This window comes from Rhodobacteraceae bacterium IMCC1335 (assembly GCA_039640495.1).
Classification (GTDB): domain Bacteria; phylum Pseudomonadota; class Alphaproteobacteria; order Rhodobacterales; family Rhodobacteraceae; genus Thalassovivens.
This window is the reverse complement of sequence record CP046864.1, coordinates 3,247,114-3,266,070: the sequence shown is the minus strand read 5'-3', so window position 1 is coordinate 3,266,070 and position 18,957 is coordinate 3,247,114. Positions and strand designations below refer to the sequence as shown.

20 protein-coding genes and 1 pseudogene are annotated in these 18,957 nt (G+C 46.7%); 11 read left to right on the top strand and 10 right to left on the bottom strand.

What is annotated here, in order from left to right; all coding sequences use genetic code 11:
* Positions 1-219 precede the first annotated feature (219 nt).
* The 4 genes and pseudogenes from GN241_15960 to GN241_15945 all read right to left on the bottom strand — a co-directional run bounded on the left by GN241_15960 (position 220) and on the right by GN241_15945 (position 3,787).
* On the bottom strand, positions 220-1,938 hold the full coding sequence (locus tag GN241_15960) for a CBS domain-containing protein (GenBank protein XAT58721.1): 1,719 nt from the start codon (positions 1,936-1,938) through the stop codon (positions 220-222).
* A gap of 140 nt (positions 1,939-2,078) precedes the next feature.
* Positions 2,079-2,903, bottom strand: coding sequence for a hypothetical protein (locus GN241_15955; GenBank protein XAT58720.1), 825 nt, complete (start codon positions 2,901-2,903; stop codon positions 2,079-2,081).
* Between the two features lie 15 nt (positions 2,904-2,918).
* Positions 2,919-3,413 (bottom strand): hypothetical protein, encoded by a 495-nt coding sequence (locus tag GN241_15950; protein ID XAT58719.1) that lies wholly within the window; start codon positions 3,411-3,413, stop codon positions 2,919-2,921.
* Positions 3,414-3,604: 191 nt separating this feature from the next.
* Positions 3,605-3,787: pseudogene (locus GN241_15945) on the bottom strand (hypothetical protein).
* 201 nt (positions 3,788-3,988) lie between these two features.
* Here GN241_15945 and GN241_15940 point away from each other — a divergent pair.
* The 4 genes from GN241_15940 to GN241_15925 all read left to right on the top strand — a co-directional run bounded on the left by GN241_15940 (position 3,989) and on the right by GN241_15925 (position 5,767).
* Positions 3,989-4,447 carry a hypothetical protein gene (locus GN241_15940; protein XAT58718.1) on the top strand — a complete coding sequence of 153 codons (459 nt, stop codon included), beginning with the start codon at positions 3,989-3,991 and terminating at the stop codon, positions 4,445-4,447.
* 120 nt (positions 4,448-4,567) lie between these two features.
* Positions 4,568-4,999: a hypothetical protein gene (locus tag GN241_15935; protein XAT58717.1), complete on the top strand. Its 432-nt coding sequence runs from the start codon at positions 4,568-4,570 to the stop codon at positions 4,997-4,999.
* A 97-nt stretch (positions 5,000-5,096) separates the two neighbouring features.
* Positions 5,097-5,465, top strand: a complete 369-nt coding sequence (locus tag GN241_15930) for a flagellar biosynthesis protein FliS (GenBank protein ID XAT58716.1) — start codon at positions 5,097-5,099, stop codon at positions 5,463-5,465.
* Positions 5,465-5,767 carry a hypothetical protein gene (locus GN241_15925; GenBank protein XAT58715.1) on the top strand — a complete coding sequence of 101 codons (303 nt, stop codon included), beginning with the start codon at positions 5,465-5,467 and terminating at the stop codon, positions 5,765-5,767. Before GN241_15930 ends, GN241_15925 begins: the two co-directional genes overlap by 1 nt.
* A gap of 35 nt (positions 5,768-5,802) precedes the next feature.
* On the opposite strand, the gene GN241_15920 is transcribed toward GN241_15925, so the two are convergent.
* Positions 5,803-7,110: a hypothetical protein gene (locus GN241_15920; protein ID XAT58714.1), complete on the bottom strand. Its 1,308-nt coding sequence runs from the start codon at positions 7,108-7,110 to the stop codon at positions 5,803-5,805.
* Between the two features lie 27 nt (positions 7,111-7,137).
* Complete coding sequence (gene flhA / locus GN241_15915) at positions 7,138-9,144, bottom strand: flagellar type III secretion system protein FlhA (protein ID XAT59323.1); 2,007 nt, start codon at positions 9,142-9,144, stop codon at positions 7,138-7,140.
* Positions 9,145-9,535: 391 nt separating this feature from the next.
* Between flhA and GN241_15910 the strand changes: the two genes are divergently transcribed.
* The 5 genes from GN241_15910 (at position 9,536) to GN241_15890 (ending at position 13,219) form a co-directional block, all read left to right on the top strand.
* A complete protein-coding gene (locus tag GN241_15910) occupies positions 9,536-9,922 on the top strand; it encodes a hypothetical protein (GenBank protein ID XAT59322.1) in 387 nt (128 codons plus the stop codon).
* Between the two features lies 1 nt (position 9,923).
* The gene (locus GN241_15905) at positions 9,924-11,039 is read left to right on the top strand and encodes a hypothetical protein (protein XAT58713.1); all 1,116 of its coding nucleotides are present in this window, start codon (positions 9,924-9,926) and stop codon (positions 11,037-11,039) included.
* Positions 11,040-11,210: 171 nt separating this feature from the next.
* Complete coding sequence (gene flgA, locus GN241_15900; GenBank protein XAT58712.1) at positions 11,211-12,104, top strand: flagellar basal body P-ring formation protein FlgA; 894 nt, start codon at positions 11,211-11,213, stop codon at positions 12,102-12,104.
* A gap of 67 nt (positions 12,105-12,171) precedes the next feature.
* Positions 12,172-12,516: a flagellar biosynthesis protein FlgM gene (locus GN241_15895; GenBank protein XAT58711.1), complete on the top strand. Its 345-nt coding sequence runs from the start codon at positions 12,172-12,174 to the stop codon at positions 12,514-12,516.
* A gap of 289 nt (positions 12,517-12,805) precedes the next feature.
* Positions 12,806-13,219: a hypothetical protein gene (locus GN241_15890; GenBank protein ID XAT58710.1), complete on the top strand. Its 414-nt coding sequence runs from the start codon at positions 12,806-12,808 to the stop codon at positions 13,217-13,219.
* Between the two features lie 20 nt (positions 13,220-13,239).
* Here the strand turns inward: GN241_15890 and GN241_15885 are convergent, their stop codons facing one another.
* Positions 13,240-13,866, bottom strand: a complete 627-nt coding sequence (locus GN241_15885; GenBank protein ID XAT58709.1) for a hypothetical protein — start codon at positions 13,864-13,866, stop codon at positions 13,240-13,242.
* Between the two features lie 269 nt (positions 13,867-14,135).
* On the opposite strand from GN241_15885, the gene GN241_15880 reads away from it, so the two are divergent.
* Positions 14,136-15,740 (top strand): hypothetical protein, encoded by a 1,605-nt coding sequence (locus GN241_15880; protein XAT58708.1) that lies wholly within the window; start codon positions 14,136-14,138, stop codon positions 15,738-15,740.
* Positions 15,741-15,897: 157 nt separating this feature from the next.
* Here GN241_15880 and GN241_15875 read toward each other — a convergent pair whose 3' ends face one another.
* The 3 genes from GN241_15875 to GN241_15865 form a co-directional block, all read right to left on the bottom strand.
* Positions 15,898-16,365 carry a hypothetical protein gene (locus tag GN241_15875; protein XAT58707.1) on the bottom strand — a complete coding sequence of 156 codons (468 nt, stop codon included), beginning with the start codon at positions 16,363-16,365 and terminating at the stop codon, positions 15,898-15,900.
* A gap of 401 nt (positions 16,366-16,766) precedes the next feature.
* The gene (locus GN241_15870) at positions 16,767-17,108 is read right to left on the bottom strand and encodes a hypothetical protein (protein ID XAT58706.1); all 342 of its coding nucleotides are present in this window, start codon (positions 17,106-17,108) and stop codon (positions 16,767-16,769) included.
* Between the two features lie 173 nt (positions 17,109-17,281).
* Positions 17,282-17,809, bottom strand: coding sequence for a hypothetical protein (locus tag GN241_15865; GenBank protein XAT58705.1), 528 nt, complete (start codon positions 17,807-17,809; stop codon positions 17,282-17,284).
* Between the two features lie 124 nt (positions 17,810-17,933).
* Between GN241_15865 and GN241_15860 the strand changes: the two genes are divergently transcribed.
* Positions 17,934-18,923 carry a WYL domain-containing protein gene (locus tag GN241_15860; GenBank protein ID XAT58704.1) on the top strand — a complete coding sequence of 330 codons (990 nt, stop codon included), beginning with the start codon at positions 17,934-17,936 and terminating at the stop codon, positions 18,921-18,923.
* Positions 18,924-18,957 lie beyond the last annotated feature (34 nt).

The following is an 18,957-nucleotide window of genomic DNA, read 5'->3' as shown; positions in this document are numbered from 1 at the left end:
CATGTGATTTTCGGGGATTGGCGGCGTTTAATCTGGAAGAGCTTCCACTGCCGCCCTTTTCCTTTTGAGAATAAAACAAGCCGCGTTTTTGGCTTGGCGCAAAGGATATATATAACTGTTTTGTTGCTAAACCAGCTTGTGAGACACGCGCGCCTAGAACAGCTCTGCTGTACCGCTCATGGGTAAAACAGCATTCAACCAAGGGCCAGTGCGCCGCGCTTACCGCCGTTCAAGATCCACAACGCGATTTTGCAGTGCCAAGTAATCTCTGAACAAATCCGCCTCAGTTACGATTCCGATCAAACGGCCCGATATACGATCGATCACAGGAATGCTTTCGCCAACAAAATCTACGGCAATTTCCATGGCCTGTTGAAGAGATGCGTCTGATTTGATTGAAATTGGATCCACCTCTTGCTCAGCTATGGCCAGCCCGTCTGGGGCACCTTTTAACAGGGTTTGAAGCGCAACTTTCCCCAGAAAGCCATTATCTGGGCCAATGATATAGGCTTCGGTTGAGCCGCTTTCGATCAAAAGATTTATCGCGGTTTGGCTGCTATCCTCCGGGTTTAGGCGGCAATAATCTTGGTGCACGATGGTTTCAATATTGCGTTCCATCATTTCAAGGCCCGTGCGGCCCGACGATATATCGATGCCCCGATCCAGCAATTGGCGATCAAAGAAGGAATTGCCAAATAAAAGGTGAGACGTCAGCACAGAGGTTACAATGCTGATCATAGCCAGTAAGGCAAATTCATATGATCCGGTCAGCTCTAAAATAATGATCGTTCCAGCGATAGGCGCGCCGATCACTGAAGAAGAAACAGCCGCAATACCACAGATCACAATGCCCACTGCCCCCGGCAAATCCAAGCCAAGTGATGCAAGGATATGCAGGGCGATTGCGCCGCCAGCGGCCCCTATAACCAAAGAGGGCGAAAATATCCCGCCAAAAAGCCCCATCCCCAAGCATACCGAGGTCAGAATAATTTTCAAAAACAGAACGACAAACAAAAAAGCTAACGTATATTGCATTCCGATCGCGCCACGCACAGTTTCGCCGCCCAAACCCAGTGTTTCGGGCACAAAGGCGCCACCGGTCGCGGTGATCGCCGCGGCGATAAGAACTGCTTGTGCTGGTGTGAAACGCCCGGAGGCTGTAAAGGCAGCAACTCTGCGAACGCTTAACATAAAGCCCACGGCGAGCACGCCAAAGAAGGGTCCGAGCAGAAGCGCGATGGGCAAAAGAGTGGATAAATCGCCATCAAATCCGCCGACTTCAAAAAGGGTTGTGCCACCCCAAAACAATTCAGTGACCCCAGCTGCAACGCAAGAGGCGATGGCAATTGGGGCGATGGCTTTTAAAGAGAAATGCCGAATAATCGCTTCATGGGCAAATATGACACCGGCGATTGGGGCATTAAAGCCCGCAGAAATCGCAGCGGCAACACCGCATCCGATGAAAATATCGGTCGAAATTCCACTTCTTGAGAATCGCTTCAGCGCGCTACCGATCACCGCGCCAAAATGCACCAGCGGACCATATTGGCCAACCGAGGCGCCACCCGAAGCGCTTAAAAAAGCCACCAGCGTCGAAGACAAGCCAGCTTTTATATCCAACTCATTATCGGTGCGATGCGCTGCATGAATGCTGTCAGCAGGCCCATGCCAGCGCGCGATCCCAAGGTTTTTCTTAATCGCTATTATACAAAGCGCCACAAATCCTAATGTCAAGAACTGTGCATAATGAAGCTCAAAGCCTGATATTTGTATCGGTGCGACCACAGCGCGAAAGTTTGTGAAAAATTGAACGCCAAGGACAAAGAAATGGGCAACAAAGGCAACAACAAGGCCAAAAACAACCCCAACAAGGATCAATTGTATCAATCTTGATAAAGCTGCGGTGAGGTTCGAATTCTCGTTCATGTCGACATCCATTTCTACGGGGCCGATTTAAGCAGCATAGACAAACCGAGACATACACCAACCGCTGATTAAAGCGTCATTGTAATTTTATAGAGGGGAAAAACCATCTTTGCAAAGTATCAACTTCGCAGATCATGGCATTTAGTGGATGTTTAATTCCAGATCCGCGTTGCTGTTTCTTTGGCTTCAGCCAAACGTTGTTCATACATACGAAGCTTGGCAGATATATCGCTTTTCTCTTCAGGGATTTCTTCTGCCAAATCATCTGTATTTGTGGAAACACCCTTCAACTTGTTTTTCAAGTTTGCAAGACCGCCGCCCCCAGAAGGTTCTGACGTTTTGGATTTTGTAGTTTTCTTCACCGGTTGAACGGGCGATTCAACAATTTCCTTCGCTTCGCCGGCAACTTTTGTTTGTTTGGCATCGGGTACTTCTGCCTCCATAGCAGCTTCGGGGCCGTTTTCTACCAATTCGGTTTTGCCCTCTACCTGCGCGGTTACGACGGCTTTGGCCTCCTCTGCAGGCAATTCTTTTTCAGCGTCGGCCTCCTGTGGGGTAAGCCCGGCAAGCCCATCTATTTTCCAATCATCATTCAGCAATAAAGTGCTTTCAGCGTCTTTCTCGCGCTCAATAAATTCTGAGAAAAGCCGCTCGAGCGTATCAACACGCGCGGTTAGAATACGATTTTGAATTTTTAGATCAGCAACTGCTTCGATCGTAAGCACACGCCGCAAGCTGCCATTTGGTTTTGCAGGTGCGTCTGCTTGATTGGTGTCCGATGACGTTTCGGCATCCGACCACAGGGCATTAAAGGAGCGTTTATTGATGAAATGTTCTAAGTTTTTTTCGTCAACCTGCGCCGTATCTTCATCCCCCGTATTGGCCACCGTCGCCAGACGGCCTTCTTTAATATTCTGTTGCAGCTCCTCAAGCGTGAGGTCAGCCCGTTTTGCGGCTTCTTCTAACGAAAGTAACATCGCGGCTCCTACTGCCTAAAAAGAGGCGTCGAAAGCATCATTATATGATACATTCATCTCCATTAAATCGCCCAACCATCCAATTTTATCAACATCTAAAATATCCCAGTCACTCGGTTTGCCCAAGGTGGGGTCTGATCGATATTTAAACGTGTAGACTTTAAAGCTTGTGAAAACCTCTTGCACACGCGACTCGGTATCTTCAGGTGCAAAGGCATTTTTGAAGAGGGATTTGATTTTCCTTGGGCTTCCTTTTTCGTCAAAGCTTGTCGTGTAATAAATGTAGCCATCCAAGATATCGCCAATATCTTCCGCTTCAATCTCGACCAGCAATTTCATGATTTCTTCGCTGACCGACATAATTTTGCGCGCTGCAGCATCATCGTAATATTGCTCAAGCACTTCACCATATTTAGAGGCATAGCCCGGCAAAGGGACATCTTTCAGTATATATTGCTTGGTGGCCTGAACGGACACGACACCCATAACCCATAAAGGACAAAAGCTCATTTACAAATCCTAGTTATAACACTCTTAATTTAAAAGAGTTCCATTTTTCTTCAAGCAATTATCGCGCCACAATGACAAAACCAACACCAGTTCTATGTGTCTTACAACGCGTCACGCGCTTCAAATCAGAGTGGTTCTATATCCACAACGATGCTGTTTTTTGTTTCAAAGTCTAAAATATCACCACGTTGCGACAAGTCTTTTAACCCCTCAAGATCGATAATTTCGAAAACAACTTCGGCAGCATGATCACCTTGCTGCAGAACCGTTTCGTCCTTTATGAAACGCGCACGATCCGCTTGATAACTGTCATAAAACGCTTTCCATTCCTCGTAGACGCATCCTGAGATTGTTACCTTTGCCATGACTTTCATGCTCGCACCTCATTCATGTCTGCGCTGTTTGATAATATTTTGCACATATCTTTCATTTCGAGAATAAAGCTTTGCACAAGCTTCGTAAATGAAATAATTGGGTTTATGGCCACGAAAGATAGCTTAAAAAACTTGACGGTTCAGTTGCTGTGGGACGCGGGGTATATTTCTGGGTCTTTTCTTTCCCCTCAGCCTCAAAATATGGATCAATTAATCCAATTTATCGAAGCATTTCCTGCTGAACAGCCCATAGCAATGGATCAAATCCCAGAAACATTTGAATCCGCGCTCTTTCACTTAGCCGGATTTGATAGGGCCGCCTTCGACTTAGCAAAAAAATACATTGCCACAAAACTGCTATCTGGCGCGGGTTTATCAAAGCCAGGGTATCAATTTTCAGCGTGCCTTGTTGCGGGCTGGGTCCCGCGTTGGTCTATCGAAAGACTCACGGAGATTGAGGATTTAAAACTGCGCAAATATGCACCCGTGATTGATCGGATAGGTATCGTTCTGACTGAACTATTTCAGCTGCCTGCCGGTTTTGTCGGGCCGCCAAACGCGCAAATCACCGCGAGCATGGTTCTGAGTTTTGTTTTCTCAGATTTTAACCTATCTTTTTCCGAGGGTCAGATCGCCAGCATATTGCAAAGCGATAAGTAGCAAAACGCTGTCTGGCCGACGGTATGTAAACAATTGGTTCAATCGACCGTAACTTTAGAGTATACGTTTAATAGGGCGTTTAAGTCCCCACCTTAGATTCTTTTAAAGAAAGTCGGTCTCATGACGAAGCAGTTCAATCGCCTTGCGGATGAAAAGAGCAAAAAATCAGCAGTTTGGCATGAGTTTAAAATTGTTGAGCAATATCCTTTGCATAAAATCAAGGCGATTATCGCGCGCCGTGAAAAGCTTAAAGCTGCAATTTCCGAACAAATTTTAATGGCATCAGATCGCTCGTATGTGCCTATGAAGTATAAATGGGTGCCTCAACCTGACGGCGATGTGAAAAGGGTCACGGTACCAACAAAGACCAAACGCTGGTGGCAACAACTTCCCGACGGAAGATACCAGATCGTAATCAAATATCGCGGTAAGATACTCGAACTGGAAGCTGGAAAAGAGGCGATTGAGGTTGCGGATTGGAATGATCTTGTGCCAACTTTTCAGCGTATCATCACCTCTATTGATCAAGGTGATTTTGACTTATTCCTATGATTTAGAAAAAATTTTATAGATTTTTCTTTTTAAATATTTTTTTCTAAACAAAAGTTTTCCACAGCCGTATTTCTCTGTGACACAAGTGGAGGTGGTCATGAACAAATACGTCGGAAAACAAGCTTACACAAATTCTGCTGTATCAACACCTCGCATTGAAGACGCCCATGGCGCGATCACAGTGTGTTTGGACACATTGCTGCATAATTTGAAAATCCTTGCAGAGGGTCCAGACCAAACCAGCGAACTTTATGGTAAGATTACCAGCAAGTGTTTAACGGCGATTTATATTTTACAAACCAGCCTCGATTTTGAAAAAGGTGGGGTAATATCTGACAATTTGTTCAAACTGTACGAATATGTGAAATATCAAGTGCTGGCGACGTCGAAGAAAGAAGCTGCCAATTTGGAGCAAGCCATCGAAGTGGTGACTGAAATCACCACAACATGGCGGTCTATTTCCTGATGTTAGACGCGGTTGAAGCCATAGGCGCGTCGGATTTGGATCTGCTCACGCAAGATTTGCAATCTTGCTTGCGCAGCCAAAATATCGATGAAGCGCTGAAATTGGCCGAGAAACGCCATAATATGATCGTGGCTTTGTTTGACGATTTGGAAAATAAAACCCCAGAAATATCAGAGATTGCGGCCAAATCTATGCAGGACCTGTCATTTGAACGGTCTCTCCTGCAAACGCAGCGCTCAGCTGACAAAACGGCGTTCGTAGCGCGTCGCACAGCTGTGAGCGCATATATGAAGCAGCCCTAAGCCCGAGCCAAAGATCAAAATAACAGTCTGAAAACTTAAACGGGTAAGATATACTCGAAGAACACTCTGAGCGTCTGCGCATCAACGGCTTTTAGATCGCTTCGCAAGCTGGGATCACCTGTCAAAGCCGCAATTTTACCACCCCGGTTGTACAGGCTCATCAATTGCTTGGGCGATGCGCGGCCATAGTCACATTTATTGAAAATAACGGATAAATTTGATGGTGAGACGCGCAAAATCTCATCCATAGAGCCGGTATTCATTTCTGCGGGTAAGACCATCACAACATGTACATGGGAAAACAATTGCCCGTCACGTTTAAACACTGCGCAAAATTCGGGATGTTTTTCCCATGCTATCTCCGAAATTTGCTCTTGAGGGGCGAGAATGTTGGATGAGTTGCATGTTTTTTGGCGAATTTGCGGAAAGTTCAACACCCGCGCGTAAAAGCTCAGCCGGTCGGTTTCAAACAAAACCTCTTCACTCACGTGGAGCACCTGCGGTTTCTCGCTAGACTGCTGCGTTATATTTTGCATTAAGCCCGCGATCAGCGTCGATTTTCCACTGCCGGGGGGGCCAATGAACACCACATTCTGCCTTGGCTGAAAAAGTTCTACGGCTTTAGGGTCGATAAATATCTCTACCAATCGGTCCAGAAGCGCGTCTTTTTCGATCGCTCCTTCAAATTCGCTTATTTTGATTTCTGATTTGATGAATTCTGAGCTAAGGCCGATAGCCAATAAATCTCCGAAACCCAGCCCCGGCGCATTGCTCTCAAGACTGGCTGCATGAGCGGATTTTTTTTCACTCGATACGTTAGCCGGTGCGGCCTCTTCAAACCCCAACGATGTTGCGCCATCTGCACGGATATCCTCAGGCGCAGAAATGGAAGCGGTTTCATTTTCCAAATCATCGAACAAGGATGCAGGGTTTGGATCCCCAATTTGCGCCTTCGGCTGAACATCTGGTGCGCCATCGGCAGCGCTTTCGCCGCGCGCCGCAACCGGCTTGGCTGGCGCAAGCTCGTCTGTTTGCGTTAAGCTGTTTGCCTCTATAGCTTTGCTCAACGCGGAGAGATCGAGCGTTGTATCGGCATCTAAATCAGAGCTTTGCCGCTGTTGGCGGAAATCATCCAAGCTGGTTTTTGCAGATTTCAGCCAGCGTTCAGCATCGCGGCTATTTTTGACCGGCCGCTTTTTGGGCGGCTCGATTGAGGCCGTAATCTCAACAAAGCTTCCCACATTTTTAATACCGATAATGAAAGCATCTTCGCCAAGTTTGGTCTGCACCTTTTCAAGCGCAGTTGCCGTATCGGCGGCGCGAAATATAAGTTCATTGACCATGGCGTATTTCCAATATCCCTTGACTCATCAGGTTTGCTCGGCGCCTGAAACGGTCGCGATTACTTCTACCTTTTTGCTTTCAGGCAGTTCTGTAAACGATAAAATGTTTAAATCGCTCAGATGCGCGCGCACAAGCTTTGACAGTTTTTTGCGAATAACGGGGGCCACAATCAGGAATGGAACCTTGCTTTCAGCCATTTGATCATCCACTACAGTTGATAGTTTCTGGATCATATTCTGTGATAATTTTCCGTCGATAATCAAATCACTTTGCTGATTTTGTCGATCGGCATTGATCAATAGGTTTTCGAATTCGGGATCTAGCGTTATAACTGGAATGGCGTCTTTATGCGGCACCATACGTTGTAAAAGCAGCGGAATTAAGTAGGGGCGCAAAGCCTCGGCTGTGTCATCAATGCTCATATTGCGGCCAGACAGCTCGGCCAAAACCTCTAAGATTTTGCGCATATCATTGATTGGAATTTGTTCTTCCAAAAGCTTTTTCATGATGGCCGTCAGATTGTGCAACGGCACCAATTTGGGAACCACAGATTCCACCAAAGAGGGGCTTGCTTCGGCCAGCCGGTCAATCACTTGCTTTAATTCATCCTGACCTATCAACTCATGCGCATTTTGTTCGATGACCTTGGACAGCTGGGTTGTGATAACCGCTTCCGGCTCTACCACCACATAGCCGCGCGCCTCAGCCAGTGTGCGTTGTTGCTCGGTGATCCAATAGGCTTCAAGGCCAAATGTTGGTTCAATCACCTTCTCGCCCTCAAGTGCGATTGCGCTGTCGCCAGTTGGAATGGTGAGCAACCGGCCCGGATATACTTTATCTTCCGCAACGATGCGCTGGCCAATTTTAATCTGATAAAAATTCGGTTCTAAATTCAGATCATCTTTGACCCGAACGCTAGGTATGACAAAGCCGAGCGATTTTGAAATATCCTTGCGCACGCCAGCAATGCGGGTCACCAAAGGACCATTCACTTCATCTTCCACCAACGCAATCAGCGGATAGCTTAGCACTACCGAAATACGAGAATTATCCGTGATTTGCTCGGCGCTGACCGTGCTATTGTCTTCTTCATATTCCTCATCTGCAAAACTATCGATCATATCGGGTGTTTCGGCCCTGCCTGCATAGCGACTGAGCATAAAGCCAATTATGCCGGTGATTGCAGCCAGTGATAAAAATAAAACCGATGGCATCCCGGGGACCAGCCCCATAATGCCGATCACAACTGCAACCGGATACCAGGCCTGCGGAATGCTGATCTGTCCGCCGATATGCTCTGACATGGATCCGCTTGACGAGACACGCGTGACGATAATCGCAGTACCAATTGACAAAAGCAGCGAAGGTATCTGCGCCACCAAGCCATCGCCAATTGACAAAATTGTATAGAGCGATGCGGCCTCTGCTAGGCTCAAGGAATATTGCGCAACGCCTATCGTGATGCCGCCCAGAACATTGATCGCCAAGATCAAAATACCGGCGACAGCATCGCCTTTCACAAATTTCGAGGCACCATCCATCGAGCCATAAAAATCTGCTTCGCGGGCAACCTCGTTGCGCCGTTCTGTGGCTTCTTCGGGCGTTAGAATTCCAGCATTCAGATCGGCATCAATCGCCATTTGTTTGCCAGGCATCGAATCCAATGTGAAACGCGCGGTTACTTCTGATACACGGCCGGCACCTTTGGTAATCACAACAAGATTAATGATCACAAGAATTGCAAAGACAAAAATACCCACGACAAAATTGCCGGCAATCACAAAGCTGCCAAAGGCTTCAATAACCTGCCCTGCGGCATCTGTCCCCGTATGCCCATTTGCCAGAACAATCCGTGTGGACGCCACGTTCAAAGCAAGTCTCAAGACCGTTGCAACCAATAAAAGCGTTGGAAAACTTGAAAAATCCAAAGGTCGAAACGAATGAATGGCGATCATTAAAACCAAAAGTGCCAAAAGAATGTTAAAGCTGAAAAACACATCTAGCAGGAAAGTTGGTAGCGGCAGCACCATCATTGCGACGATAACCAAAATGCCCAGCGGAATCACAGAATCGCTTAAATAGCGGCGGAGCGAATTTATTTTAAATGTCTCAATTAGCGCCACGGTGAAGGAACCTTTTCTACTTTACACCTGAACAGGCAAAAACTGTGCCAAAGTTCAAAACTTGCCGCTTGCCGCAGTTTTGGCACGAAACATGCTTGTATTTGACAGTGATAGCTGAGGAGTAAAGACCGTGTTCGAGAAAAACAGGAATAGGCCGCCAAGACTTTATCGTTTCCCCCTCGCAGTCTGTGCATTGTCTTTCGGGCTGCTTACGGGCTGTGACACGACTGGGGGGCTGCCCAGCTTGGCGCAGCTTTTAGAGCCCTCTGCCGCCGCGCCGGCGTCGCAAACAAACGATCAAATGGCCATCGTAAATGCGGTGGATGCAACAGCCGCCGTTACCCAGCCCCGCGTTGAAGTGATCCCCACGTTAACCGGAATGGGCTATGCGAGTATTTCTGCCCAGCCCGCAAAATCGGCAAATCAGCGCCGTTTGATGGCCATTCGCTCAGCGCGGCTGCAAGCAATGCGCAATCTAACCGAGCAGGTTCACGGCGTACAGATCGACTCGCAAACCACAATTATTGATGCCATCGTGCAAAATGACTCGCTGAGAGCCTCGGTTGATGGGGTGATTTTGGGCGCTAAAACGGTGCGCATTAACCCTGTTGGGCGCGACACATATGAGGTGGTGTTAGAGCTAGATCAAGCGCTCCTTTCCAATATTATGCGCACCGTACGAGGTTAAAATGCGGATTGGGCGGCCCTTTTTGCAGCTGTTTGTTGCACTAGCCTTCTGTTTCATAGGGATGGCCAATAATGGCTTTGCCGCCAATATCGCCACCGTCGATGCAACCGGTCGCGCCGCGCTTTCGGGCCATAGCGAGCAAAAAGCACGGCGGTTTGCGCTTGAAGATGCGCTGTATCTCGCGGCGCTGCAAAATGGTGTGCGTATCAGCGGTACATTGGTGTCTCACAATGGCGTGCTGCTGCGCGATATCATCACCCAAAACTCAGACGCAAAGCTGGTAGATTTTAAAATTCTGAAAGAAAATAAATCACCCACGCATTATCAAGTCAGTATAAGAGCGTTCTTTGCAGAGAGCGCCGCGCAAACCTGCGCCAATCCGCGTTTTGAAAAAGCCCTTATATTGCGCCCAAGCGTTTCCATCGGCCAAAAAGTTCATGCCCATCATGCGGCCTTGGGCCCCGAACTTGGCAAAGCAATCACGCATTATATTTCGCAAAACTATCCGGGCCCTCTGAGCAGTGGCGGGATGATGAGCTTTGCAGATTTCAAGAAACGCCAAAGCCCAAAAAAAATGCTGAGTTACGCAAGTTTGCAATCCAATCAATTGGAAGCGGTTGACGCGGCGCTTTTGATTTCCACGGATGTGACGCTGCGTTCGGGAAGCGGTGGGGTGCATGCAATGATTTCGCTCTCCGCCATTTCGGCGCGAAATTTGACCGAGGTTTTTTCATCAAACTTGCAGATTTTGGCGCCCCTCTCCCCGAAAACGCCCTTCCGAACCTTAAATCTTTTGGATGCCAGATCTCCGGTATTTGATTTAACGGCCGTTTTCGGAGCAGTCGATCAGATGATCGGGCAGTTTAATTCGGCCTCTTGCGCGCCATTGCAAGCACCTTTGGCTTTGGCGGGAGAAAATTTAATCTTCCCTCACGGCCAAAATGCCGGCATCAAAACAGGCGCGCTAGCTTACATCACAACGGGCGAGCACGCTTGGGTGCTGCTGGAAGTCTCAGAAGTGATGACGGGTCAAGCGATGATGCGGCCTATCAATAATTTTCAAAACTCGGAAAGTTTGGCCGGCCAAACCGTTCAACTTATCGAAGGAACATTTTAATGCGATCAATAAAGCTTCTTTTGGCATTTCTCCTGGTATCCGCAGCACCCGCAATCGCGCAGGAACCTTTTGTCGTATTGGAATATAGGTCGGGAAATAGCGCTACTGTCGACGCAAGCACGCACCGCGTACGGCGCGGCGAAACTCTGGCGATGATCGTGGCAAAATATTATGGGCGCAGCGCCGTTGGGCGGCAGATGTTTGAACAAATTGTGCAATCCAATCCCAAAGCTTTTGTGGGTGCAAACCCAAATAGATTGCTATCTGGGGTCGTCTTGCACCTTCCAGGCAGCGATACGGGCGGCGGGGGGCGCGGCGATGACATCTATTTTTTCTAAAAGTAGGTTTTGCGCTATGCTCATATGCGGCCTCATCACGGGGGCTGCCCAAGCGGCTGAGCGGATCACCGGCAACGAGATCATTGCGCAAATAATTGCTCAGGCCAAAGAGCAGGGGCAGGATGTGATCCCGCACTTGGCGGGTCATAAACTGTTTTATCCGTGCAAAACGAAATTGAGCATCGCCCCTAAATTTGAGGATTGGCAAACCATCAACGTGTCCTGCGCGCAGCCTTATAAATGGGCTATTGCGGTGCGCGCTGATGTTATGACGCCCATAATTGAGCCCAAAAAAGCAAAATCAAAGACGCCAATCAACGAGGTGGCCCGGCCGCAACATAGCTATGTGGTCTATAGCGCACCCTTAAAACGCGGCACCGTTATAGACGCCAAGGACCTGACGGTTCAAACAGGGTTTTCTTCAAAAGTATATGGTGGGTATAGGCAAGTGTCTGACGTGATCGGGCGCCGGCTCACAAAATCTGTCTCTGCCGGCGCCCCAAGCTTGGCGCGTCATCTTGAAATAAATTACGCAATTCTCAAAGATGCGATCATAGATGTAACATTGACTCGATCAGGAATTGAAATTATTGGTAAGGCAGTAGCTCTTTCTGATGGGCAAATTGGTGAAGTGATTACCGTCGCAAACCTTGAAACTGGCGTTAAACTGAAGGCGCTGATAAAAAACTCAAGTGAAGGCAAAATAATTTCTAAACAATTGCATTAAACTGCCGTTGTAGGACTTGGAAGAGATAAATTGTTCTTTGGGTGCAGGTCACCTTGGAGTAAAAAAGATGGTAGATACAGTTCAAAATTTAACCGGAACAACAGCCAGCGTGGTTGTGCCCGAAGCCTCTAGCGCGCCAAAAGTTTCTGTCGGAACCGGCTTAGAAACGAGCGCTGTTGAGTTGGGCAATACCGCACCTGCAACGCCTGTAACGGAAGCCGATGCCGGCAGCGTCTCGGTAGATGTGAAATCTGCGATGGGCGACGTGATGCAAGCGATGCAAGACATGCCGCCCCCAATCGATATTGAATCGGTGCAAAGATTGCGGGCCGAAATCGCAAATAATGAGTATCCGGTGGATTACAATAAAATTTCTGATGCGCTTTTGGCATCGGTTTCGGAATTGTCTTAACCTTATTTCCTATGGTGCATTCAGTCTCAGACGTCCTTATCGCGCTTGAAGCTGAGGCCCAATTGCTCAAGCTGGAACGACCATCAAGCGCCTCATATCATGAGGCGTGTCTTTCTTTTTTAAAAAAAGCCAAAAATGAACTTGCTGACATTCAGCCGTTTCTGAAAGACCTTACAAAAACCGATAAAGAGCGGCTGCGGGTTATCCGCGACTTCCTGGTAAGCGAACAAAACTTTTCTGCTGCAGCCTCTGAGTTGCGCAATATTTCTTCTATAGAACATCTTTTAAAATGAGTGATGTAGCCGCCTTGAGCGCGTATTGGGCCATTCCAATTTTTTGGCAGGCCGTGCTGCTGGCCTTGGCTGTCCTGCTGTTTGGACTTGTGGCATTGCTGTTGCGCGTTGCGCGGGTGAATCGAAACCTAAAAGCGCTGGCTCTGCGCCTTGCGACTTTGGAAAGCCAGCCCGGCCACGCGGCGCCTTTATCGCAAAAAAGGGCTCCACTTCCAAAAACAAATTTTGCGCATGACCCGTTGCAGCCCGGCGCCGCGGAGGCCGTTATCCCTGAATTTTCTGCAGATAGTATGATTGAAACCGCAATATCGATGATTAAGGCCGGTGATGCAGCAGATCAAATTCAACTTAAGCTGGGTATCGAGCCCGAATTATTGTCAATTTTGATCCAGCAGCACAAACCTGCATAACGCTGCGACCAGCTGACCCCTTATTCGGGCAATGGCCAGCGTGTTTCCTCATAGAGCTTTGCCGCCATCTGTTGCGCATCCATCAAATCTTTTGGCTCAAGCTCTGCTTCAACCTCATCACGCAACTCCATCGCCGAACGTATGCCGATTGCAGCCGCCAATGCACGGAGCGCATAGGATGTTTTGAAATCGGGCTCTTTCACGATGGTCAGATTATATTGCGCCAGCTGCAAAATCACCGAGCGATCTGACGCCTCAAACCGCTGGGTTAAAACCTCTTTCACCTCAGCGCGTACAAGCTCCAAAGTGTCTTCGGGCAGAATGCCCACCAGCTCTTCGCGCATATCGGTGGCTTTTCCTATGCCACCCAGCTCAGCCAGAAACGCCCATTTCAATGCGTTTTGATAATGCGTGGGATGCCCAAGGCCTTTTTTAAACAAGACTGCCAGATTATATTGAGCGTCATAATCACCTTCTTCGGCCAAATGTAAAAACAATTGATAAGCGGTGCTATAATCTTTATGGCGCACAGCGGTCACGGCTTGGCTAAATGGATCTGGCAGATCGGTGTCTGCCGCCATGACATCCTGCGAAAAGAAAGCCAGGCAGGCGATTACGGCCAGAATATTAAGTTTAAAATAAGTCATTTACGCGTCTTTGCTCCTGACAGGGGCTCTGCCTCTGCTGTTCTTCTTTCAAAAACCATGCCGATTTAAGCCCGAGCGTGCAAGATCGTTAAAAAACTTTTCCTTTTTTGCAAAAAACTGCAGCTTTCTGATCTTTGCCGCCTAAACAATAAGAAAGCCCAGCCGTTCTAACTCCTGAGCGAGGAAAGTATTAATTATAGACCCTTGCGTTACCTTGGCGCTGCGCGTCGAACCACCGATAAAATCGGTTATGATTAGGAGAAACGAAAATGGCACTTACTGTTGCGACTAATACAGGCGCTTTGATGGCCCAAGCAGCGGCATCAAGCGTGAATAAAGAGATGGAAATCTCAATGGAGCGTCTTGCGACCGGAAAACGCATTAATGGCGCGTCTGACGATGCGGCCGGCGTGGCGATTGCTTCGCGCCTTACATCTGAAATTCGCGGGACAAACCAAGCGATCCGCAATGCGATGGACGGACAAGCGCTGATCGATACTGCCGAAGGCGCACATCAAGAGATCGAAAGCATTTTGCAGCGCATGCGTGAAATCTCGGTTCAAGCCCGCAACGACACAAACGATGCCGATGACCGCGCTAATTTGCAGTTGGAAATGAACGCTCTAACCACTGAAATTGATCGCATTGCAAATTCCACTACTTGGGCGGGTCAAAAGCTATTGACTGGCAGTGGCGGAAACCACGGCACCGGAAAATTCGATCTACAAGTTGGTAGTGGTACAGCTAATGAAAATACAATTAGTACTTCTATCAAAGCCATGACCGCCTCGGCTCTTGGTGTTGGCGCAGGAAATGCAAGCGTCGGTGTTAACGGAGCGACAATGTCGACCGTTGGTGGAAACGTCATGCAAATTAATGGCACTGCAACTAAGGGCGATGTATATAATTTCACAATTAACGGAGAATCCGTCTCTGTCGAAGTTACTGGTGACGATGGAACTGACTTTACTTTTGGCAACATAAAGATAGCTGGCGCAGATCTTCCTACTACCACATCTAATGGTAAGCTTGAAACAACAGACATGACGCTGACCAGTCTTGGGAATGACAATCATGCTGTAGCAAAAGCATTAGCAGAGATTGTTAACAGTATGGCAGATATATCGGCTACTCACAAAGCTACACAAGCTGGCTTGAAGGCGACTGCTGCCTCTGATGGGACAGTTACACTGATCCAAGAGGTGGTAGTAACTGATGCGGTATTTGACGATGGTGGTACGGCGGATGCAAACACATCATATAGCGCATCGGCCAATAAGATTACGTTTGCACCAGGTGCTGATACCGACTTCGCAGCCAGCACCGACAAAATATCTTTTAAGATTAACGGTATTGAATTTGATGTAACTGCGCAAGAAGACCTATATAACACAGCCACGGATGAAGGATTAACGGCTGCCATCCAAGCTGAGTTAGATGCTCACGCAGGAAGCTTAAAAGGTATAACAAACCTTACTGCAACAGATGATGGCACTACAGTTAGTGTTTCTTGGACGCCAGCAGTTGCACTGACAAGTGTTTCTGCAACAGCAGGAACCACAACCAGTGCCCTTGACATTAGTACATCCTCTGCTGCCAAAACTTCTATTGATGCATTGGACACTGCTATCAAATCGCTAAATAATCAGCGTGCAAGCCTAGGTTCTGTATCAAATCGTCTAGATAGCACAGTGAGCAACCTAACCAATATCAGCTCTAACCTTCAAGCTGGTAAGGGTCGTATTGAAGATGCAGATTTTGCCGCTGAAACCACGTCGCTGGCCAAGTCACAGATTTTACAGCAAGCTTCAACAGCGATGCTGGCGCAGGCCAATGCCTCGAAGCAAAACGTGCTGAGCCTGCTGCAAGGTTAAGCGCAATTCAAATGCCTACAGAAAAGCCCGCGCAAGCGGGCTTTTTTGCGTTTGGTGTATTGTTTTATGAACTGTACTAAAAACACTAAGAGCTGCAGCATTTTGCTTAAGCTGCATAAGTTTTTTATAAAGTGTGACACAGGCGTGTCTTTGAGAATTAAAGGTTAAACAGGGTGCTGAGTTCTGCATCTGATGGAAGCTGTTTAAATATACGATGCTTGCTTAGATAGCGAACAAGCGCTTCTTTTCGCGTAGTTATAATACGAGGGCCTGAACTTTGAAGCGCTGAAACGGCTAGTGAATGTCTGTGTTGCTGCAAGGCTGTAATACCAGCTGCAATGCGTGGCTCCCAAGGGCGTCCACGAGGAGCAGCGCTATATTGCGGTGTAATCGCTGCATCGCTCTCCTCCAAGATCTGAGAAACGACTGCATCAAGAGGAACAGCGCGCACAAATACAGAGTTGGTATTCTCATTTACAAGATTAAAGCTAATAGTTTTATTGTGCAGCGAATGAAGAAACCGCAGATTATCCGTTAAAGCATCAAACTTTTTGTTTATAGCACCAGTTGTAGAGATGCTTAATTGAACGGAGATCTGCGTTTTGTTTTGGACTGATCTTGTCATTCAATATTAGCCTTTTTGAAGGCATTCGACCAATTGTTTCATCTTGGTTTTGCCTCATTGAAAAACTTATTAGCGCTTGCTTCAAAGCTGTACTGACTAGCGCGCCTTCGCGCGCTTCGCGTTTGAGCGCTGTAGCGATTTGTTTTTTCTAAAACGCTGATCTGAGCGGGTGTTAAAGGAAATCCTTCATAAAATAGACGCACAAGAGAACTCCAAAGATATAGATATCGGGGAGATATATGCTCTGGATCTGTGCCTGAGATTAGAGATGCAATGCGATCACGTTGGGTTAATTTTGTATTCATTTTGAGGCTCACTTCTGGCATGCAAAGAACTCAAAACTTTAATTGGCAAGTTTGAGTAAACAGCATGAGCGTTTATTGGATTATGGGCTAAAGGGCTTAAAGCTCGCATAGCGCAGCTAAATTACCTTTATAATGAACTGGCTCCGCATTATTTTGTCGCGACATATAAGAAAGAGCGTTCAATGGCTGACGGGCAGTTTGAATGTAGGCAAGTTCCCAACCACTTAAGAAGTATTGAAGACGTTGTTTGAACTGTTGGATATTGGTTGTTTCAATCAAAATATGCAGATGTAAATCGCGCTGTCCGTATTTGTTTGTTGGGTGTAGCTCTACGGCATAATTATGCGCATGCGCTGCGCGCTTTATAGGACGTACAAGTTTTTTGATGTCTTTGTTTGTTTTGGAGTTAACAGGTCGTAAAGTTAAAAAATATACCATGATTTAAGTATATAAAACTGGATGAGTTTTGACCAAAAATAAGAATTAGCTTTTGCTCATTTACCTTAAAGTTTTCGCATAAGTTCCGAGGCGCGCCAGGCATTAATGTCATGTGTAAAAACCGCCCCATTCTTTTCTCTGGGGCGGTTTCTACAGTTGTATAAATTTGCCTTTTAAGCAGCAGTCTTTCTTTCATAGTTTTGGATTTTAGAAAGATTAACTAAAGCCTTGGCAACATCTTGATACTCTGTGTGCTTGGTTTTAGGATCTGTATCAACGGCAGCTCGTTTTTCCCGAGCATGTTCAGCCCGTTTTGACAGCTTTTGCAAGTGAGCGTTTATTTGGACATCTAACTTGCCTTTAGAAATTAAAATTTTTGTTTCCTGCAAAAATTCAATTGCTTGAGGCAAACTATCAAAATAGTTGTACTTGAATTCTGGGCATATAGCCTCGTTGTTACGTCCATAGCCGATTGTAATGAGCAAATTCCGCCGATATTTCTTAGCCATTGGTGACCGGAAGCTTTTAGCACGCATTTGACGTAAACTTGGCTGCTCATTCAGAATAGCTATTGTTTCATCTATCCGTGCGCGAATAGCATCGACTGCTTGTGTAAGAGTGCGACGGTGTGCCTGAATACGCTCTACCGGGATAGGATTTTTGGAACCAAATTTGATATTATGGCGAGTGATAGAAGTCATTTTGTAAGTCCTTTCAGTTGCTTTTTATTAAGGTTTAGAAGTTAAGTTTGTTGTTCTTCTCATACTAAAAAGATAACAATTTATTACGTCAATTATTGGGGTAATAAAATTCATAGAGGTTTGAATGAGTTACGCAAAATTTAGAGATATGGTTGAATTATGCGGCCACCTACAAGCTCGATCTATGGGCTTAACGATAACTGAATTGATGCAACTAACAGAGCGTAGTCGTAAAACAGTTGAGAGAATGTTGGGCACTTTGATTGGCTTGGGTTTAGTTGAAGCCAACCATATACGTGACAGTGATCATCATCTAACCAAACGCTGGCGTCTAGAAGGTTCAGCGGATGCACCTATTCATTTATTTATGAACATCGAACCGTTAGAAAAAGTTGCGCTTGAAAGGCTTTTAAACTCTTTGGATGGGGGCCCAGCGCAAAGAGGATTAACCAAGATGCTTTCCGTACAAAAGCCGTTATCGCGCCATCTAGTTAATGATCTTGATGAATTTATTGAACGGGATGCGCATATTGGACGTGTTGGGCCTAAAAGTCATGTTCGCAATGCTATTATGCAGGTTCTAGAGCCCGCAGTGGTTGGGAGCGAACAAGTTCGCTTGCGCTATAAATCAGAACTAAAGAGAAGGGCATCCGCTCGAATTATAAATCCGCACGGTTTTTTATTTGGCCGCTTTTCCTATTTAGTGGCGTCTACCACCAAAGGAGAGCTCAGGATCTATAGACTTGACCTTATTGAAGACGCTGAGGCTTTAGGGACTTACTTTGAAGAACCTAAAACTTGGAGTTTCAAGCAATGGGTACAAGAAAGCTTTGGAGTGTTTCATGGCGACGAAAAACTGCAGGTGAAAATCTTGTTTGCACCGACTGTTGCTAAAAGAGCTGAAAGCATCCAGTTCCATTCAAGTCAGACATCCAAAAGACAAAAAGATGGTTCTTTGCTTGTAACCCTAACTTGTAAAGGGCATCGGGAGCTTATTCACGAGTTATTACATCCAGATTGGCTTGGAAATTTTCAAATTCTTGAACCAAAGGCACTCGTTGATGAGCTGAGAAGCTATATGCATGCTACTTTAGAGAGCCATCAAAACTATTGAGCTTCTTAGCTTCTTTTGGACGATACTTAAGCCT

Bases quoted from the DNA above. Each gene is read 5' to 3' on its own strand.
- GN241_15960 (XAT58721.1), bottom strand. From the start codon at position 1,938: ATGGATGTCGACATGAACGAGAATTCGAACCTCACCGCAGCTTTATCA.
- GN241_15955 (XAT58720.1), bottom strand. From the start codon at position 2,903: ATGTTACTTTCGTTAGAAGAAGCCGCAAAACGGGCTGACCTCACGCTT.
- GN241_15950 (XAT58719.1), bottom strand. From the start codon at position 3,413: ATGAGCTTTTGTCCTTTATGGGTTATGGGTGTCGTGTCCGTTCAGGCC.
- GN241_15940 (XAT58718.1), top strand. From the start codon at position 3,989: ATGGATCAATTAATCCAATTTATCGAAGCATTTCCTGCTGAACAGCCC.
- GN241_15935 (XAT58717.1), top strand. From the start codon at position 4,568: ATGACGAAGCAGTTCAATCGCCTTGCGGATGAAAAGAGCAAAAAATCA.
- GN241_15930 (XAT58716.1), top strand. From the start codon at position 5,097: ATGAACAAATACGTCGGAAAACAAGCTTACACAAATTCTGCTGTATCA.
- GN241_15925 (XAT58715.1), top strand. From the start codon at position 5,465: ATGTTAGACGCGGTTGAAGCCATAGGCGCGTCGGATTTGGATCTGCTC.
- GN241_15920 (XAT58714.1), bottom strand. From the start codon at position 7,110: ATGGTCAATGAACTTATATTTCGCGCCGCCGATACGGCAACTGCGCTT.
- flhA (XAT59323.1), bottom strand. From the start codon at position 9,144: ATGATGGTGCTGCCGCTACCAACTTTCCTGCTAGATGTGTTTTTCAGC.
- GN241_15910 (XAT59322.1), top strand. From the start codon at position 9,536: ATGGCCATCGTAAATGCGGTGGATGCAACAGCCGCCGTTACCCAGCCC.
- GN241_15905 (XAT58713.1), top strand. From the start codon at position 9,924: ATGCGGATTGGGCGGCCCTTTTTGCAGCTGTTTGTTGCACTAGCCTTC.
- flgA (XAT58712.1), top strand. From the start codon at position 11,211: ATGGGCGCAGCGCCGTTGGGCGGCAGATGTTTGAACAAATTGTGCAAT.
- GN241_15895 (XAT58711.1), top strand. From the start codon at position 12,172: ATGGTAGATACAGTTCAAAATTTAACCGGAACAACAGCCAGCGTGGTT.
- GN241_15890 (XAT58710.1), top strand. From the start codon at position 12,806: ATGAGTGATGTAGCCGCCTTGAGCGCGTATTGGGCCATTCCAATTTTT.
- GN241_15885 (XAT58709.1), bottom strand. From the start codon at position 13,866: ATGACTTATTTTAAACTTAATATTCTGGCCGTAATCGCCTGCCTGGCT.
- GN241_15880 (XAT58708.1), top strand. From the start codon at position 14,136: ATGGCACTTACTGTTGCGACTAATACAGGCGCTTTGATGGCCCAAGCA.
- GN241_15875 (XAT58707.1), bottom strand. From the start codon at position 16,365: ATGACAAGATCAGTCCAAAACAAAACGCAGATCTCCGTTCAATTAAGC.
- GN241_15870 (XAT58706.1), bottom strand. From the start codon at position 17,108: ATGGTATATTTTTTAACTTTACGACCTGTTAACTCCAAAACAAACAAA.
- GN241_15865 (XAT58705.1), bottom strand. From the start codon at position 17,809: ATGACTTCTATCACTCGCCATAATATCAAATTTGGTTCCAAAAATCCT.
- GN241_15860 (XAT58704.1), top strand. From the start codon at position 17,934: ATGAGTTACGCAAAATTTAGAGATATGGTTGAATTATGCGGCCACCTA.